This is a genomic window from Qipengyuania nanhaisediminis (genome assembly GCF_045862805.1).
Lineage (GTDB): Bacteria > Pseudomonadota > Alphaproteobacteria > Sphingomonadales > Sphingomonadaceae > Erythrobacter > Erythrobacter nanhaisediminis_A.
In genome coordinates, this window is record NZ_AP025760.1 from 697,342 (window position 1) to 713,976 (window position 16,635).

The 16,635-nt window shown below is 61.1% G+C and carries 18 protein-coding genes; 4 read left to right on the top strand and 14 right to left on the bottom strand.

The features are described 5' to 3' along the window. The first annotated feature begins 13 nt into the window (after positions 1–13). The 4 genes from fliD to ACKTSM_RS03445 all read left to right on the top strand — a co-directional run bounded on the left by fliD (position 14) and on the right by ACKTSM_RS03445 (position 3,096). On the top strand, positions 14–1,441 hold the full coding sequence (gene fliD / locus ACKTSM_RS03430; protein ID WP_407875740.1) for a flagellar filament capping protein FliD: 1,428 nt from the start codon (positions 14–16) through the stop codon (positions 1,439–1,441). Beyond that, complete coding sequence (locus ACKTSM_RS03435; protein ID WP_407875741.1) at positions 1,423–1,815, top strand: flagellar protein FliS; 393 nt, start codon at positions 1,423–1,425, stop codon at positions 1,813–1,815. Before fliD ends, ACKTSM_RS03435 begins: the two co-directional genes overlap by 19 nt. Positions 1,816–1,945: 130 nt before the next feature. Then, positions 1,946–2,470, top strand: coding sequence for a flavin reductase family protein (locus ACKTSM_RS03440; protein ID WP_407875742.1), 525 nt, complete (start codon positions 1,946–1,948; stop codon positions 2,468–2,470). Further along, positions 2,470–3,096: a TetR/AcrR family transcriptional regulator gene (locus tag ACKTSM_RS03445; RefSeq protein WP_407875743.1), complete on the top strand. Its 627-nt coding sequence runs from the start codon at positions 2,470–2,472 to the stop codon at positions 3,094–3,096. The genes ACKTSM_RS03440 and ACKTSM_RS03445 overlap by 1 nt, the downstream gene beginning before the upstream one ends. A gap of 3 nt (positions 3,097–3,099) precedes the next feature. Here the strand turns inward: ACKTSM_RS03445 and ACKTSM_RS03450 are convergent, their stop codons facing one another. The 14 genes from ACKTSM_RS03450 to ACKTSM_RS03515 form a co-directional block, all read right to left on the bottom strand. After that, on the bottom strand, positions 3,100–4,971 hold the full coding sequence (locus ACKTSM_RS03450) for a diguanylate cyclase (protein WP_407875744.1): 1,872 nt from the start codon (positions 4,969–4,971) through the stop codon (positions 3,100–3,102). An 86-nt stretch (positions 4,972–5,057) separates the two neighbouring features. Then, a complete protein-coding gene (locus ACKTSM_RS03455; RefSeq protein WP_407875745.1) occupies positions 5,058–6,164 on the bottom strand; it encodes an S-(hydroxymethyl)glutathione dehydrogenase/class III alcohol dehydrogenase in 1,107 nt (368 codons plus the stop codon). Positions 6,165–6,210: 46 nt separating this feature from the next. After that, positions 6,211–6,846, bottom strand: a complete 636-nt coding sequence (locus ACKTSM_RS03460; protein ID WP_407875746.1) for a glutathione S-transferase family protein — start codon at positions 6,844–6,846, stop codon at positions 6,211–6,213. 401 nt (positions 6,847–7,247) lie between these two features. After that, positions 7,248–7,751 (bottom strand): Pycsar system effector family protein, encoded by a 504-nt coding sequence (locus ACKTSM_RS03465; RefSeq protein WP_407875747.1) that lies wholly within the window; start codon positions 7,749–7,751, stop codon positions 7,248–7,250. Further along, on the bottom strand, positions 7,748–8,521 hold the full coding sequence (locus ACKTSM_RS03470) for an E2 domain-containing protein (RefSeq protein ID WP_407875748.1): 774 nt from the start codon (positions 8,519–8,521) through the stop codon (positions 7,748–7,750). Before ACKTSM_RS03470 ends, ACKTSM_RS03465 begins: the two co-directional genes overlap by 4 nt. Further along, complete coding sequence (locus tag ACKTSM_RS03475) at positions 8,518–10,065, bottom strand: hypothetical protein (protein WP_407875749.1); 1,548 nt, start codon at positions 10,063–10,065, stop codon at positions 8,518–8,520. The genes ACKTSM_RS03470 and ACKTSM_RS03475 overlap by 4 nt, the downstream gene beginning before the upstream one ends. Before the next feature lie 190 nt (positions 10,066–10,255). After that, positions 10,256–11,179, bottom strand: a complete 924-nt coding sequence (locus ACKTSM_RS03480) for a TIR domain-containing protein (protein ID WP_407875750.1) — start codon at positions 11,177–11,179, stop codon at positions 10,256–10,258. Then, on the bottom strand, positions 11,176–11,874 hold the full coding sequence (locus ACKTSM_RS03485) for an adenylate/guanylate cyclase domain-containing protein (RefSeq protein ID WP_407875751.1): 699 nt from the start codon (positions 11,872–11,874) through the stop codon (positions 11,176–11,178). The genes ACKTSM_RS03480 and ACKTSM_RS03485 overlap by 4 nt, the downstream gene beginning before the upstream one ends. A 167-nt stretch (positions 11,875–12,041) precedes the next feature. Then, the gene (locus ACKTSM_RS03490; protein ID WP_407875752.1) at positions 12,042–12,437 is read right to left on the bottom strand and encodes a hypothetical protein; all 396 of its coding nucleotides are present in this window, start codon (positions 12,435–12,437) and stop codon (positions 12,042–12,044) included. Positions 12,438–12,998: 561 nt separating this feature from the next. Next, positions 12,999–13,754 carry a hypothetical protein gene (locus ACKTSM_RS03495; RefSeq protein ID WP_407875753.1) on the bottom strand — a complete coding sequence of 252 codons (756 nt, stop codon included), beginning with the start codon at positions 13,752–13,754 and terminating at the stop codon, positions 12,999–13,001. Between the two features lie 42 nt (positions 13,755–13,796). Beyond that, positions 13,797–14,381, bottom strand: a complete 585-nt coding sequence (locus tag ACKTSM_RS03500; protein WP_407875754.1) for a hypothetical protein — start codon at positions 14,379–14,381, stop codon at positions 13,797–13,799. Positions 14,382–14,471: 90 nt separating this feature from the next. Next, a complete protein-coding gene (locus tag ACKTSM_RS03505) occupies positions 14,472–15,011 on the bottom strand; it encodes a hypothetical protein (protein WP_407875755.1) in 540 nt (179 codons plus the stop codon). Between the two features lie 99 nt (positions 15,012–15,110). After that, the gene (locus tag ACKTSM_RS03510; protein WP_407875756.1) at positions 15,111–16,013 is read right to left on the bottom strand and encodes an exonuclease domain-containing protein; all 903 of its coding nucleotides are present in this window, start codon (positions 16,011–16,013) and stop codon (positions 15,111–15,113) included. A 207-nt stretch (positions 16,014–16,220) separates the two neighbouring features. Further along, positions 16,221–16,616, bottom strand: coding sequence for a MerR family transcriptional regulator (locus tag ACKTSM_RS03515; protein WP_407875757.1), 396 nt, complete (start codon positions 16,614–16,616; stop codon positions 16,221–16,223). Positions 16,617–16,635 lie beyond the last annotated feature (19 nt).

Genomic DNA, 16,635 nt, shown 5'->3' on the forward strand with positions numbered 1-16,635 from the left:
CGTTCTCAAGGGCATGGAAAGCGCAGGCTCAGCAATCATCACCACGCTCGGCGCGGGCAGCGGCGTGGATTTCATCACCCTCGCAAGCGATCTCGCCGATGCGACCTATTCGGTGCAGCGCACAAATATCGAGACCCGCAACGAGGCGCTCGAGGCGCAGATCTCGGCGGCCTCGCTGCTGCGCAGCTCGCTGACGGGGCTTGCCAGCGCGCTTGGCGACAGGGTGCGCAATGGCGATCTCGCACCTCGCGCCGAGATCGACAATCCCGGCCTCGTCTCGGTCTCGACGACACCGGGACTGACACCGACCGGCACCTATTCGCTCGAGGTCTCCCAGCTCGCGCGCGGGCAGATGGTGGTCTCCGATGCCTATGGCTCGGCCGACGATCTCGTCGGGGCGGGCACCTTGCGCTTTCGCTTCGGCGAGGTGACCGAGACCAGCTTCACCCGCGATACGACCCAGCCCAATCTCGACATCGCGGTCGAGGCTACCGACACGCTTTCCAGCCTCGCGGGCAAGATCACCGCGCAATCCGAAGGCAAGCTCGAAGCCTATGTCTCGACCGGGACCGATGGCGCGCAGCTGGTGGTCAAGAGCAAGGACGGGGCGCAGAGCGGCTTCGTCATGCGCGTGCCCGGTGGCAGCGGGGCCAGCGAGCCGGGCAATCTCAAATATCTCGCCTGGCGGCCACAGGACGATACCGGCCAGCTGCGCCAGACCTCGCGCGATGCGCTTTTCTCGCTCGACACGGTGGCGATGAGCAGCGCGAGCAATCTGGTGACCGGCCTGCCAGAGGGGATGAGCTTCGATCTCAAGGCGACCAATGCGGGCGCGCCGACGACCGTGTCCTTCTCCAACGATCTCGATGCCGTAAGCGACGTGATGAGCGATTTCGTCGCCGCGCTCAATGATCTTGCGGGCCTGCTCAACGAGGAAGCCTCGGCGCTGGGAGGCACGCTCGGCAACGATCCGGGCGCGCGCGAACTGAAGCGCGACCTGCAACGGCTGACCAGCGAGATCGTGATGCCCAACGCCGCTGCTGGCGAACCCGCGACGCTTTCCGATCTCGGGCTCAAGACCAATCGCGACGGGACATTTGCGCTCGACGGCGAACGGCTCGCCGCCACGCTCGAAGCCAGCCCCGATGCCGTTGCTGCCATGTTCACCACCGGCGCGTTTGGCGTGTTTGCCACGGTCGATAACCTCGCGCGCGCCAATTCGCTGTCGAGCGATCCGGGTTCGCTGGGCGGCTCGCTGACCCGGTTCGAGGACCGGATCGAGCGCAATGACGAGCGCCTCTCCAAGATCGCCGAACAGCAGGAAAGCTTGCGCGCGCGGCTGACCCGCGAGCTGGTCGCGGCCGAGCGGCGGATCGCCAATTCGCAATCGACGCTGGGCTTCCTCCAGCAGCAGATCGAGGCGTGGAACACGTCGAACTGATGCAGATGCTCGCCCGCAAGCCCGCCGACATCTATCGCCGCGTCGATCTCGAGGCCCGGATCGAGGCGTCTTCGGGCGAGGACCTCACCCGCATCTGCCTCGAAGAGGCGGTTGCCGATATCGGGCGCGCGCTGGTCGCGCTCGAACGGTCGGCAGACGCGGTGCCTGGCGAACCGATTGCCCGGGCGCAGGCCATCGCGCTCTACCTTGCGCGCGGGGTCGATCCCGGCAACCCGCTCCACGGCGCGCTCACGCGCTTCTACGGCGGCCTTGCGGGAACGCTTGCCCGCAATATCGCGCGCCCCGACCCCGGCCAGCTCGCCCAGGTCCGCAGCGACCTCGCCGACCTTCTCGCTGCTGCCAGGGCTGCCTAAGCGCCGGGCGCAGCCAGCAGGTCAGCCCTGCACGGATTGACAATCGCCCGGGCTTGGCGCAGCGCCGCCCGAGAACGAGCGAGCGAACCTCCTTTACTGGAGGCGACCAATCGAGAAGCCGGAGCGATCCTTGCCCAAGACCGAGCCGACCGAAGACCAGACTTCCAGCGACATCCGCGCCGATTTCCGCAAGCTGATGGGCCTGTTCGCTACCGGCGTATGCGTCGTTGCCGTGCCCGCCGGGCCGCAATCAGTCAGCGCGATGACGATCAATTCCTTCGTCTCGGTCTCGCTCGACCCGATGCTGGTGTGCTGGAGCCTGCAGAACGATGCCAGCCAGTTCGATACATATGCCGATGCCGACATGTTTTCGGTAAGCATACTGGCCGAGCGCCATGCGGGGCTTGCCCGGCGCTATGCCGCGCGCGGCGACACCATGCTGCGGCCGCAGGATTTCATCCAGAGCGCAAACGGTCTTCCGGTAATCGGCGATGCGCTGGGCCATCTCGAATGCCGGCGCTGGTCGCTGTTTCCCGCGGGCGACCACACCATGATCTTCGGCGAGGTCTTCGCGATGCACCCGCCGGCTGGCAATCCGCCTTCGGACGAACCACTCGGCTTTTTCAACGGCGCCTTTTGCTCTATCGGCACCTGATGGACGCACCCAACACCCAGCCGACTCAGGATGACACCCGCCAGGCGCTGCTCGACGCGGCGCACCGGCAATTCGCCGAGCGTGGCTTCTATGGCGCCAGCATCGCCCAGATCGCGGGCGAGATCGGCCTGACCAAGCAGGCGCTGCTTTATCACTTCCGCCGCAAGGACGATCTTTACAGAGTCGTTCTCAAGACGATCGCCGATCGCCTGCTCGAGAACATGCGCGAGCGGATCGACCCCGCGAGCGCGCCGGTCGAGCAGTTCGCCGACATGATGCTGGGCATTTACGACCTGGCGATCGCCAACCCGCTTGATGTGAAGCTGCTGATGCGCGAGCTGATCGAGGACCAGCGCCGCGATGCCCCGCCCGAGGAATGGTTCTTCAAGACCTTCATCGAGGAGATCGTAAGCGTCCTGTCGCAAGTCGAAGGGATGGAAGCGGTCGAGCATTGCGACAAGGTCGCGCGGGTCTTCATGGCCTTGTCGGCGATCGAGTATTTCGCGGCTGCGCAATCGATGCTCACGCGGTTCTACGGTGCTGATGGCTATGAAGGCATAGCACGCGCCTATCCCGAGCAATTGCGCACGATGATCGCGGCCCTGGCCGAGCCTGGACGGGCCTGATCGTCAGGCCGAGAGGCTGCGCACCGCTTCGTCGAAACCGCGCAGCGATCCTGCCAGCCGCAGCGTGTCGCGGCCCGATTGCTTGGCCTCGTAAAGCGCCTTGTCCGCACGGCGCAAGGTCGCGCTGACATCGCCATAGGGATCGATATCGGCAAGCCCCGCGCTCACGGTCAGCCGTTCGGGGCCGTCATCGCCCCAGGACAGGCTGGCGATCTCGGCGCGCAGCCGTTCGACGATCAGGTAGGCGCTGGCCTCGGTCTCGCCGGGCAGTATGAGGATGAATTCCTCGCCCCCAAGGCGCCCGATCAGCTGAGTCCGGTCGAGCGACTGGTCGATCGTCTCGGCGACCCGTTTGAGCACGATGTCTCCGACCGGGTGGCCGAAGCGGTCATTGACCGACTTGAAGTGGTCGATGTCGAGGATCCCGACGCAAAGCGGCTTGCCCTGGGCGCGCGCGGCCCGGCCCGCGCCGCGCAGGCGGGCGAGCGCCTTGCGGCGGTTGGCGATGCCTGTCAGCTCGTCGGTCTCTGACAGCCGCAGGGCGTTGGACGCCTCCTCGAGCGCCTGGCGGCGCGCCTCGCGCAGCTCCTCGAGCGTGCGGACCTGCTCGGTGATGTCGCGGATAGTCCCGAACAGCCCGTCGAACCGGCCGCGATAGTCGAAATGGGGGTGGCCGACGCTCGCGACGTGGCGCACCGAGCCATCGCTGCGCACGATGCGCGCCTCGTAATCAAAACGCTTGGCGTTTTCGAGCGAATCGAGGAGGATCGCGCGCACCCTTTCGCGGTCGTCGGGGTGGTAGAGATTGAGCGATCCGGGGTCTGCAAGGTCGCGAAGGCCGCGCTGATCGTCATCGCCCGGAGTGATCCCGTGGATGCGATAGACCTCCTCGGACCAGACCGTGACGGTGGACTTGGTCGACAAGAACCAGTGCCCGACCTGCGCGGCGCTTTCGGCCAGCACGAGGAAATCGTTGGTTTCCGCATAGCGGCGGATCAGCTGTTCCTTTTCGGCCAGCATCGCGGTCAGCGGCCAGGCGGCGAACAAAAGGCACATGATATAGAACTGCATGGCGAGCAGATCGGTATAGGTGCCGAGCGCCTGTCCGTCCTCGATGCCCAGGTCACTCGATGCGACCATGGTGAGCGCAATCGCCGAAATGCTTAGCGCTGCTCCGGTAGCGCCATAGATATAGGTGGCAGCGATCACGCCGATCAGCGGCAGGAACAGCAGGAAATCGCGTTCGAATGCGAAGATCAGGTGGCTTCCCGCGACGATGAGCGCGAGCAGGCCGACAAGGCCCAGTGCGTGCAAGGGGCGCGGCTTGTGACGCCGCCACGGCGTCTCGAGCGCGAGGGTGAGAAGCAGCGGGGTGACAACCAGCGTGCCGAGCACGACGGTGGTGAACCAGGACTGGAAGAAGGCGAAGGACAATGCGCCGCCAAGGACGGTTGCAATCGCCGCGCTCAAGGCGCCGCCGGTCAGCGCGGCAACGAGGAAGGCCGCGATCGAGCGCAGGTCGTCGAACCGCGCGCCCTCGCTCATCAGCGCTCGGATCAGCCGAGCGATGACGAAGCCTTCGACCAGGTTGGCAATGGTGAAGCCGGATGCGGCGAGGATCGCATTGCCTATCAGCAAGTTGGCGGCAAGGCTGGCAATCCCGACGCTGATCAGCACTGGTGCGACCCGATCGGTCCGCGCCAGCAGCAGCGCTGCCACGAGGACCCCGCTGGCCGGCCAGATCGTCGCAATCCCGCCGCTCGTGAGACCGATTGCAAGCGCGCCCAGAGCAGCGGCGAAATAGCCGAGCCCCACCGCACCGGCAAAAAGCCAGCGCCCGTTAACCAATCCTTTCAGGCGATCTTCCGCGTCCATTGCGCCCGTTATGCGCGCGTAAGGTTAAGCGTCGATCAACGCTGGCTAATTTTCCTGCAAGGCGAATTGCATCGCGTCAAAGACGATCAGAACAACACCACAGATCGGATGCTTTCGCCCGAATGCATGAGATCGAACCCGCGGTTGATGTCCTCGAGCGCGAGCGTGTGCGTGATCATCGGATCGATCGCGATCCTTCCGTTCATGTACCAATCGACGATCCGGGGCACATCGGTGCGCCCCTTGGCCCCGCCGAAAGCCGTGCCGCGCCAGTTGCGCCCGGTGACCAGCTGAAACGGCCGGGTGGCGATCTCGCGCCCGGCCTCGGCGACCCCGATGATGATCGAGGTGCCCCAGCCCTTGTGGCAGCATTCGAGCGCGTCGCGCATGACCTCGACATTGCCGGTGCAATCGAAGCTGTAATCGGCCCCGCCATCGAGCATTTCCACGATATGTCCGACCACGTCGCGGGTCTGCGACGGATCGACGAAATCGGTCATCCCGAACTTTTCGCCCCATGCCTGTTTGGACGGATTGATATCGACCCCGACGATCCGGTCCGCGCCCGCCAGTTTCGCGCCCTGGATGACGTTCAATCCGATCCCGCCGAGCCCAAAAACCACGACGTTGTCGCCCGGCTGGACCTTGGCGGTGTTGATGACCGCGCCAACGCCGGTGGTCACCCCGCAGCCGACATAGCAGGCCGACTGGAACGGCGCGTCGGTCCTGATCTTGGCAAGCGCGATTTCGGGAAGCACGACGAAGTTCGAAAAGGTCGAACAACCCATGTAGTGATAGATCGTCTCGCCCTTGTAACGCATCCGGCTGGTGCCGTCGGGCATAACCCCGCGCCCCTGGGTCTCGCGGATCGCGCTGCACAGATTGGTCTTGCCCGACAGGCACATTTTGCACTGCCGGCATTCGGGCGTGTAAAGCGGAATGACATGGTCATCGGGCGCGACGGATGTCACGCCGGCGCCCACTTCGCGCACCACGCCTGCGCCTTCGTGGCCGAGCACGCTGGGAAAGATCCCCTCGCTGTCGAGCCCGGCAAGGGTATAGGCATCGGTGTGGCAGATGCCGGTCGCCATGATCTCGACCAGCACTTCGCCATCCTTGGGGCCTTCGAGATCGATCTCGACCACTTCGAGCGGCTGCTTGGCCTCGAATGCCACTGCGGCGCGTGATTTCATCCTGCTGGTTTCCTCGTATGGGCAGTGCGCGTTGCCCGTCGCGCGGTCAAAGCTGGAACTCGCTGCGGGCGCGCAAGCCCTCGCGCCAGCGGGCGATATTGGTCATTTCCTCGCTCGGCTGCTTTTTCACCACGCGGGCGAAATCGGTGAAGCAAAAACAGGTGACATCGGCAACCGAGAGCCTGCCCGCGGCAATGAATTCGCGCCCGTCGAGATGGTCGTCGAGCCGGGCGAAGAAATTGTCGACCTGTCTGAGCCCGCGTTCGGCGAGCGCGGGGATCTGCTCGTAATCGTCGGGACCGGGCAGTGCGCGGCCCTTCATCATCGGAGTCGAATTGCGCAGCGCGCTCGCCACGCCCCAGCCCAGCTCGCCCTCGATCCGGGCGTTCCAGCTGGCGATGTCGGCCTTCTCGAACGGGTCGGTGCCGAGCAGCGGCGGATCGGGATAGGCCGCCTCGAGCCATGCGGCGATCCCGGCATTGTCGGTGAGGACATGGCCGTCATCGAGTTTCAGGGCAGGGACGGTGCAGGCCGGGTTGATCGCGCGGAACGCCTCGCCCAGCTGTTCGCCGCTTCGCAGGTCGATCTCGACGCTTTCGTGCGGCACCTGCTTGAGCGCCAGCAGGATGCGCGCGCGGCGCGGGCTGGGAGCGGTCTTGCAGTCGTAGAAGGTGACGGTCATCGGCATATTGCTCCCGGGGGATACGTCGCGGCGCGAAGGGAGTCCGCGCGGACGCATCGTATCGCCGCGCGCGGTGCGCGCAAGCGCGAAGGGTTCCCCCGAAAGGGGCGGATGATCACTGCAGGAGCAAGGATTGGTGCCCTAAAGAGGACGAAGATGGGCACTCAGATCATTGGAGAATTTTGATCGAATTGCCATGACGGCAGCTTCGCGCCCCAATAGCGACCATTCGGGCGAAGCCCAAAGAAACCCAAAAAGCGCCGTTCTTCTATAAGCTCGCCACGAGCTGCTTACTGGGTTCCTGCTCGTTCGACGCACAGTAGATTAGGCGCCTGTGATCGCGCGTTCGAAGTTGGCGTTTGGGTAGCGATATTCTCCTGATACTGAAGCATCCTGGTTAGTCACCCATGCAACAATGGGATGCGGGCATGGAGGGTGCTTGTCACAACTAGGAACACGACAAAGGGGGCGATGCTGATTGCAGTGCTAAGGATTGCGAGCTTCACGCCTTGGTATTTTTCGCAGACGATGCACGAGTTGCGCCAAACCTGACCTAAGAGGTCGTTCCGAAACTCTGCCTCGCTGCATTCAATAAATCCTGCGATATAATTCGCTTCCGTCCGTTTCTGTATTTCCTTGAAGAAGATGAGACTATTCTCTCCTCCCTGATCGTCGGGGAAGTTCGCGCGGAACAGATGGTAGTATGACACGAGCAGGCCGACTAGGAACAGCGATCCAGGAATCGCGACATACCAGAGGCGAAAATCGCCAGCGGAAACGTTCAGAGTCGCGATTATAAGAATGAGCGTGTTCACGCCGAACAGGGCGTTGATCCTTCTTTCCACACGCGGAAAGAACCCAAGGACCCGATCTAACTGACGCTGAATGGTATCGATGTCCTTCATGAATTTTCCTTTCCGTTGCCTTCAGGCCGGTCTTCATAGGCAGCAAGCGGACACCCGCGCATCGTTCGGCAGCATTTCTCGCCGCTGGCGAAAACTGCTTTCCAATACTTGTCGAGCGCTGTCCGACGTTGGTGCTCAGCATAAGCAAGATCGACCAGTAGCTGGCGGTTATCGCAATCGGTTCGGAGGGTCCGAACGAAGCGGCCACGAGCACGTCGTTTGCAAACTCGGGGACACGGAGCCCGACCGTTGATGGGTCGGCCCTTCTTGTCGAATAGGTGAAGCTTGGGATCGGTCAGCCAACTTGGCTCACCGAGGCGCGCCGACGCGTACTCTTCCTCCAGACCTGCTTCGGCAGCAAGCGAAAGGGCACGCTCATGATGTTCGCCCGCTTCACCATGATCTAGGGACTGGTTTACGGGCCAAACGCGCGTGAGTTCAGCGACGCCCTGGCATTTAAGGAATTGGTCGAGCTGCACCCACCACTGACGAGCCTTCTCCGGCGACTGCACTCTGAGATAGCGCAGACCCAGGCAAAAGGTTTGGTCCCCTTGAATGTGTCGCTCCGGACATCGGCACGGCAAATCAGTGCCAGAGACTTCCTCGCGGGCCCGTGGAACCTCTCTCCCGAAGACATGCAGGTGAAGGCCGTCGGCTGCCCAAGGTGTCTTAGGCAGCCGAGCACGGCCAACGAGGTTATCTCTATTCGACTTTTCAATTGAAAACCAAGCTGGAGCAGTTTCAGCCAGGTATAAGATGGCTGATTTCACCTGCGATCATGAGCCCGCATTGGCGGGGATGCCTCAGGCTCATGTGCGCGCATTGGCTCTGCGTCCGCACCTGTGTTGATGTAGGGCGAAGACATTGTCCCCAGCATCACCTCAGCAGTATCTGCATTCAGGTTCTGGAATATCCGCTCGTTGCCGAAGGCTTCGCGAACGCTTGCAGGCGAATTACGATATGCGTTCTCGCCCAGCGCTGTCTCCATTCCGTTGCAGCGCCGCTGTTCCGCTTCGGACACGCAGGTCGCCCGGCTGGCAGCTGCGCGAACACTGGCATCGCCGCGTAGGCCGAGCCGACAGATCGGCGTGGTGCCATAATCAATGCCGATAGCAAGGCCTAGGTCGGCTATTCCAGGTAGCATTTCGCGACACAGGTCAAAGGAAGAGCGAAGCCCAGCCGCAGCATCCACCGACTTCTTCATCGTATCCATTGCATTGGTTTCGGTCTTGCTTCCTTCCGCAAGCAGGCCATGGACGCAGTCCCCGATATAGCGCACCTTTCGACCGGCGAAGTCATCGCGCAAGACCGCGCCCATCTCGGCGCGGATCACATGTAGATTGGCCACCGCCTCGGCGATCCCGCCCGTCGCGATGGCATTGTCGATATAGGCTGTGAAGTTGTCCACGTCGGCGAAAATCGATGCCAATTCCATCCGGATCGCATTGCTCGGTGGATGGTCTGCGTAGACTAGGTCCTTCAGTGGCGGCTCCTTGTGATGGAACCGGAAGACCGCTTCGCCATTGTCTGAGTTGATCCGCGCGTCAAGACCTTCGAGCACTGCGGCGTATGCTTTTTCGAGCCGCTCGTTGGCAGTCTGCCGAACGCCTGCTGTAGTGATTTCGTCGCCGAGATAACGGCGTGCGACCTCTTCATTGAGGAATACGCTCTTGGCGAGCGGTTCGGCCATTTGCCCGATCGCGGAGGCCGCTCCCGGGCTCAGGTTCAGGCCTTCATCTGTCCCATCAGCGAGCTTGGCCGCGTGATTCGCCGGGCTACCGATAAAGAGCGGTTCGCGTTCACCGCGCCGACCTGAATCAATGGCGACAGCGGGTCCGCTGTCGATGCCGATGCAGACACCCGTCTTGAAATTCGGATGCTTGTCGCCGAGCCTCTCGACCAACTCACGAAACGCAGCGGAGAATGCCACAGCGACGCGAACACGTTCGCCCTCATTCTCGGCCCCTTCAGGAGCCAGGACAACGGCATGCAGCCTCGATCCGTGGAAATCGACCCGCTGCATCTCGAATTCGTCGATGAGCTCGTCACAGCCTTGGTAATGGGCATGGAGAAATTCCAGCGCCCGCTTATGGCTTGCCTCCGTCTCGCGCCCCGCCTCGGTCAAAACGTCGTTGAAGTCGATGAGATTAGCGTAGATGTGAACGGCATCCGTGGTGATTGCCCTATTGCGCGGGATGTCGACCAACGCGGCACGGACCGATGCGTCGGCAGCCATACCCTTCTGCACCCGAGCCTCAGTGAGGAACGTGCGAAAGTCCTCGACCTTTATGTCGCCTTGCGGCACGCTTTCCATGAAATCCCGGATTCGTTTCCGGGCACTATCCTCATTCCACGCCATCGTATGCAGCCTCCCGGATGATCGCGAATCACCAAATGGATCCGATCTATCGACGGCTGGAACGTTAACAGAACATCTGGATTTTATCCAGCCTTACCAGCTCTTCAGCGCGCATCCTGTGGATTACCAATAGGCGGACGAGCTCTCAGCCGTTGAACGGCCCAAGATCTGCGATGTGGTCGCGCAGCATGTTGCAAGCTGGCGCCATGATCGCCGCGGTATCCTTCCCTGGCTCGTAGCTGTAGGGAATGGTAGTTATACCGGTCAGATCGCTTGGTAGCTTCACCTTCTCCTCGCGCGGCTCCATCAGGATGGCCCGCTTGCGGCCCAGGCGCCCCATGAAGAGCCCCAGCTCGAAAATGACGTTATCACGAGGTGCGGGCCATTCCTGATCGCGAACCAAGGTGACATCGTCTGTGTGGGCGATGGCGATTGCGAAATCAGAATCGTCGACCTCGGTCTCCAGCGAATCCAGAGCGTAGCTTGCTACTTTGAAGACATCGTTCGTCCAGAGGCGGACCACGAAATCGTCATGTGCGAAGGCATTTTCGATTATCCGCGCCACCGCCAGAGCTTCCACCGAGCAGATGATGAAGACCCGAACCTTCTCGCGGTGCTGCCCCACTTGCTTGTTCCGCTCCAGCAGGCGGCGGGCTAGGGTCTTGGCTATGACCCGGTAGATATCAGAATGTCTCGATGCGATGTCGCATATGTCTGCGTAGCTGAGCTTTGCCACCAGCGCGCCTTCTTTCGCTACGACATCGGCCGATCGTCGCTGCGAGGGTTCAACCACGACCATCTCGCCGACATGGTCACCCCTGCCACGAGTGGCCTGCTCACGACCATTGATGACGACGCCGAAGATGCCCGCCATAATCAGATAGAGATCGTTATCGTCCCCACCCTGACTTATGATCGCTTTGCCCTCAGCAACCTCGAGCAGCTCGGCCCTGTCGGCGAGTTCCTCGGCAATTTCGCGATTGCCGCTTACAATGTGTTGCTGCAGCATTGCGTCAATCAGATTGCCGCGTCCCGCGTCACCCTGAAACCGCTTGATCAATTCGCTCAAGTGAACTTCCTCCAGTAAGTCGAAGAGTAGATCTCCTCGTCTTTGTGCTCGTTCCATTCCCACTGGCGCCAGATGTTTTTTTCTTGGGAATCTAGCTTCTGAGGGTCATTGAGACCGTCATATACCCTCTTTGTGATCCACGTCGCCTTGTCAGCGCTCAAGGATGTCAGCTTAGCGGCGAGGTTCGCAGCTGGACCAATCCACACCAAGTCGTTGTCACCGCGAACACCTGTCCTCGCAGCACGTATCTCCGATGTGTCGATGCCGATCACGTGGCGAATCTTGTAGTCGCCGGTCCAGTGTTTCTCTTTCTCGGCCTGGACATAGTTTTTGACGGCATAGTTGATTTTCAAGGCGCAGGAGACCGCGTCGTTGCGCTGACTCTTGGAAACAAAAATACCCATGACCCGGTCACCGTCATAAGACACAATCTTTCCGCGATGATTTCGGATCAGCCGGGAAGCGGCGTATAGGAAGGTTTTGTAAACTTCACCTGAGAACTGCCATTTTTTCGTCTCAACAAGATCCGTGGACTGGTCGAGATCCGCATAGAGAACGGTTGCCTTATCAAAGCTCACGGCGTCATTTGTCAGCTTGAGATCGCTCGCGTCCGGAACCACTTGGCCGTCTCGAACGGTCCACTTGGTGCCGAATGTATCGGCAGAATTCTTTTTGATGTCGTCAGCTACGCTCACCTTGATACCCTCCCCCTTAGCGGTGGAGCTGTAGTCCGATTAGCAACGAAAATCGAAGTTTCTACGGTCTAACCATCATCCTCTTCAGCAGTCCTCCCGCACAAACCAGTCTGCCCGCTTTCGGCCCACAGGCCGCCCTCCTCATCACAGCCAAAATCTCGGTAGCCTCAAGCAGCGTCGTCTAGTTCAGCAAGTTTGGTCCAAATACTCGCGACCCTGCGTTTGATCGTCCTTCGGACCGTAGCCAGATCGGACTGGTCCACGTTGGCGAAAGCAGCGAGCGCTTTTCCGCACAAGCCATGAGCGATCCCGTCAACGACCGCCTGGGTTGTAGGCGATTCCTCTGCGATTTTCTCAATGGAGCGCCGGCAGATATCCGCGCGCTCAGCAAAGGCGAGGGCTGCATCGGGAGGTAGCGGCGCGTTAGGGCTAGCCCCGCCGTATTGGAGCAAAGCATCTTCAGCCCTCTCGCGCTTTTCGATCACTTTGCTAGCGATGGAGCGCATCACTCCCATCAGGAAATGGTCTACTGCGATATGCGCAGGACAGCTGCGCGAAGTCATTGCCCGGAGGATCGCTTCTTGCAGCAAGTCATCGGCGTCGATTCAGGCGGTGAATGCGCGATATCTAGCATAGCGTGCAAGGCGCGAACCGGGTGCGATGTTGATCGTTTCTAACGCTGCCCGGACCTGGGCCGATGTCAGCCGATCTGCCGGTATGTTCGATGATGTATGCCCTAACCGGTCAGCATTCGGACATGCGGTGTTAGAATTTCTTGAAGCGGAGCCGTTAACGGCGATTGCATTTGCCATGGTTTCCTCGCGGGGCGAGCGAGACCACGGATGTGGATTGCGATATCGATATTGTCATTTTGTGATCTCGAACGCCATTCGAACGCACATCCTGCGAATGCGGGTTCCTAGGGTTGGAGCGACACAAAATTAGGCCACCGGCTTGGGTACTATCCCAGCACGCTGTGTTCGCGATTGCCTGCTGTATAGTTCTTTGAAAGTTAAAGATTGATTGCCGTTGGCACCGGAATGTCTGCCGCCAAGTGTTTTTTCACCATACGCCGGGCCGGAGATGTCCGAATTTCTCCAGTCCGGCGCATAAGGTAATGCGGGTCAGGCCGCAGTGTCGTAATTTTCAGCGATGACCTCGTGTAATTCACCAACGTAGGCGCGTAAATCATCAGTTAGCATGTGGTCTGGCCGGCGTCGCAAAAAGCCTTCGACGAGCGTGATGATGGCTGGTTCCAGACGCAACGCGTCCGTGCCCTGCGCGACCAGCCAACCGATTTTCGCGATGGCGAGCAAGAGGCAGTCCAGTTCGACGTGATCGCGCAGATTCTGCCACGCTGCAGCGCTAGCGGGGCGCGGGACGCTCGACTTTGCTGCCACGAGTTCGAATGGAACGCCCATACGCAGCAATAGCTGGCTGAGATGGGTCCACGTCCGCCCCCCGCCCTTCATCATCAAACCGAGGTCAAGATGTGGGCGCGGGCCTTTTCGTCCAGGCTGGTCAATGAGCTGCGGCGGTAGGCGCATCCCGTGTGCGATCCCCGCCAGAAGGAGGATCGGAACGTCGGTCGCAAGGCCGCCGTAGGTGACGATAGGCTTGTCATCGTGCGCACGCAGGTAGTCGAAGACCTTGCCGACTACGCCTTCTTCGTTGAGCCAGTCCCGCTCGCTCCAGCTGCCGATCTCGCCGGTGCTGACACGGCCTTCGTCGTCTACAGTGAACTGGAACACCGCTGCGGCCATGACCCGCTTCACCGCGACTGCGTGGCGGTTGGATTTCGGATCCATAGCCTGATGGGTCTTATACAGTTCTTTGTCCCAGTAAAATTCCGCGTCGAGCGCGAGATACGTCTTTGCCATTTTGCTTTTCCTTTCAATTGCTGTTGGCATCTTCACGCTTCTTCAGAATGTGAGCGGGCGCGCCCGCTCGATGGCTCTCCACGCTTCCCACGCACTGGCGAGCGAAGTCCGCTCGTGCGTGGAGCACTGCGACCACAGGAAGGCGGCCCACAGGCACTGGGCTTCCTCTGGTGCCTTGCGCGACCGGGACAGGATATTGGAACCGGGACCGGCGCGCTCGATCCGATAGGCAGCGGCGATCTCCTCGATCGCGCTGTTCGCGCATTCTAGCGGCAGTACATCGAGGTCTGGACGTTCCCGCTGCAGCAGCTGCAGATCCGCTGGCGGTAGCGGTCCGGCAGCCGTGAAGCTTTGGCGCTGATAGTGCTGCGGCGTACGCGAGGCGCGTGCGATCAGGGTGGCCTCCAAGGGAATTCGTGTAGCCAAACCGGATAGAATGTCGGCACGCGCGGCGCTGCGGTCGAACGCGCGATGGTCGATTGAAAAGCGTGCGCCGGTGCTTCTGGACCGGGTGACCGTGAAGATTGCGGTTGAACGAATTGCGGACCTTGGGTTGAACTCACTGCGATCGCGGATGATGGCGAGCGAGCACAGCACGCGCGGATGACGCATGGTAGTATTTAGCATGATGGGTATTCCTGTTTCCGAAACGAAGCAGGCGGCGCCTCCGGGTGGAGACGCCGCCTGCAGATGGTTGCGGTGGTGGGGTGAAGGCGCTCAGGCCATAAAGTCGGCGAACGCCTGCGCGTCGGTGAACAGCGTGCAGTAGCTGGCTTCCCACTGCGCAGGGTCGACCTCGACCGTGCGCATGGCAGCGCGGATTTCATCCCAGGCATGTTCGACGCCGCGCTCGACCTTTGCGCGGGATGGCACCGCACACGATGTCAGCAGGCATCGCTTGTCCAAGCGGAATGCATGGCGGCGATCGGTGGTGACGAGCACCATCGGTCTGCTGCGGCGTAGGCGACATGGTTCGACCTGCATGACCTGCGCGCCGTCTTTCGTCCGGTAGATCAGCGCTAGGCCCGCGCAGGTGCTGGTCCGCTCATCCGCGAAAAGCGCCAGCACCGAATCCTGCCGCGCCTTCATGGCCGCACGTGCGACCATTTCGAGCGCTGGCTCGCTAGGGTAGTCCATGGTGCCGACGGTCAGTGCGTCGGTTCCGGCACCGGGGGCGGTTGGCAGACCCAGCGCTTGCGACAGCGCATAGGTCCACGCCTGGCGGGGGCATGCCCCGCCGATATCGAGATCGATCATTCGTATTTCCTTGTTGTGTGATTGGCGGCCTATTGGCCGGAGCCCTTTTCCGTTCAGCCGGAAGGCTCGCATTCTCTGCCTTCTAAGGGGCTGTACCGTTCAGGCCGGTGTCCACGTGGTGTGGAAGCGGTAGCGTTCGCTTGCAGGCAGGGGGACAATCGCCGGCTGCTGTCCGATGGTGCGGACATACCAGGCAAGCTCGTCCTGGTAGGATGCCGGACGCACATGCTTGGCCCACAAATTGTGAAGTCGCCCCCAAGCCCAGCGATAGCGCTGCTCGCGCAGATCGTCCTTATAACCGTAGGGTGCCTGTTTCGCTTCGAACCGCCAGGCGGGCGCATCCATCGCTGCCAGCGTCTTGGCCATGATCGTCTCGCCGTCAGCACAAACGTGGTCAGCCAGCTGGACAAGCGCGAGGACGTCATCCTTCGCACGGTGAGCATTTGGCATGTAGTAGCCCGCCTGCATCAAATTATAACCTTGCGGCCCAGGCTCAAAACCTATCTTGCGCCAAGGCACATCCATCATGACGCACCCCCACGGGACAGGCACGTGCCGTCTGATCAGCTTCTCAAGGTGCGGCCTGTCAAAACCAGCATTGAAGGCCACGGCACCATCACAAGATGCCAATATATCGGCGACCTGATCGTCGTCGATCGACCGCCCTGCCAGATCCTCATCGGTGAGGCCGGTCAGTTCGGTGATTTCGGCCGTAAGTGGATGGCCCGGGTCTACCAGTCCACTCCTGACGGACTCTACCGCGACGATGCGGCCAGCATCGTTCACCTGCACGATCGCCATGCACAGTTCGATTATCTGGTGCCGATCGACCGCTAGACCAGTCGTCTCGCAGTCAATGACTGCAATCCGGCGGACGGCTTCTCCTTCCGGTGCCGTGCGGGGCCAGTCATCCCGGTCGCGGACCGGGCGGAGTATTTTTTGGTCCCTAAGACGCGCGTTATCGTTGCCGGACCCAGCCGGCTGCTTGTTCAACTCTTCCATAAATTCACCTCGTGTCACGAAGTCGGCCGAAGGGCTTTTCCCTTCTCTTCCCAACCTCAGACAGCGATGCTGGATGGAGGAGTTTTCCCGATGCAGATGCGTGCGTGGCTATTCCGCATTCAGGCCCTGAACGACAGCAATGCCCCAATTGCTGATATACTAAGTTTCTTTCGTACGTGGAGTAAGCTGACCCTGACGAGGTCTCCATCACCGCAATGGCCGCGCCAAACTTTCGACGATCCGACATTCACCAATGCGGTCTGCCTGGCATGATCGCAGCATGTGCTGGAGTTCGTTTTGCAATGACGTCAGATCGGCGATCTTGCGCGTGACCTCGCCCAATTGGCGCTGGACGAGCTGGTCCACATCGCGGCATGGTTTGTCTTCGTGGTCAGACAGGGCGAGCAGTTCACGCACTTGGGCCATCGTGAACCCTAGCGCCCGGGCGCGTCGCACGAATATCAACGTTGCGAGATGTTCATCAGAATAGTCACGATAGTTGCTGTCTGTTCGGTCCGCCGCAGGCAGGATCCCTTCCCGCTCATAGTAGCGTATGGTTTCCGCCTTGGTGCCGGTTGCTTTCGCCAGTTCGCCGATACGCATCACTTGACCTTGTAGTTAC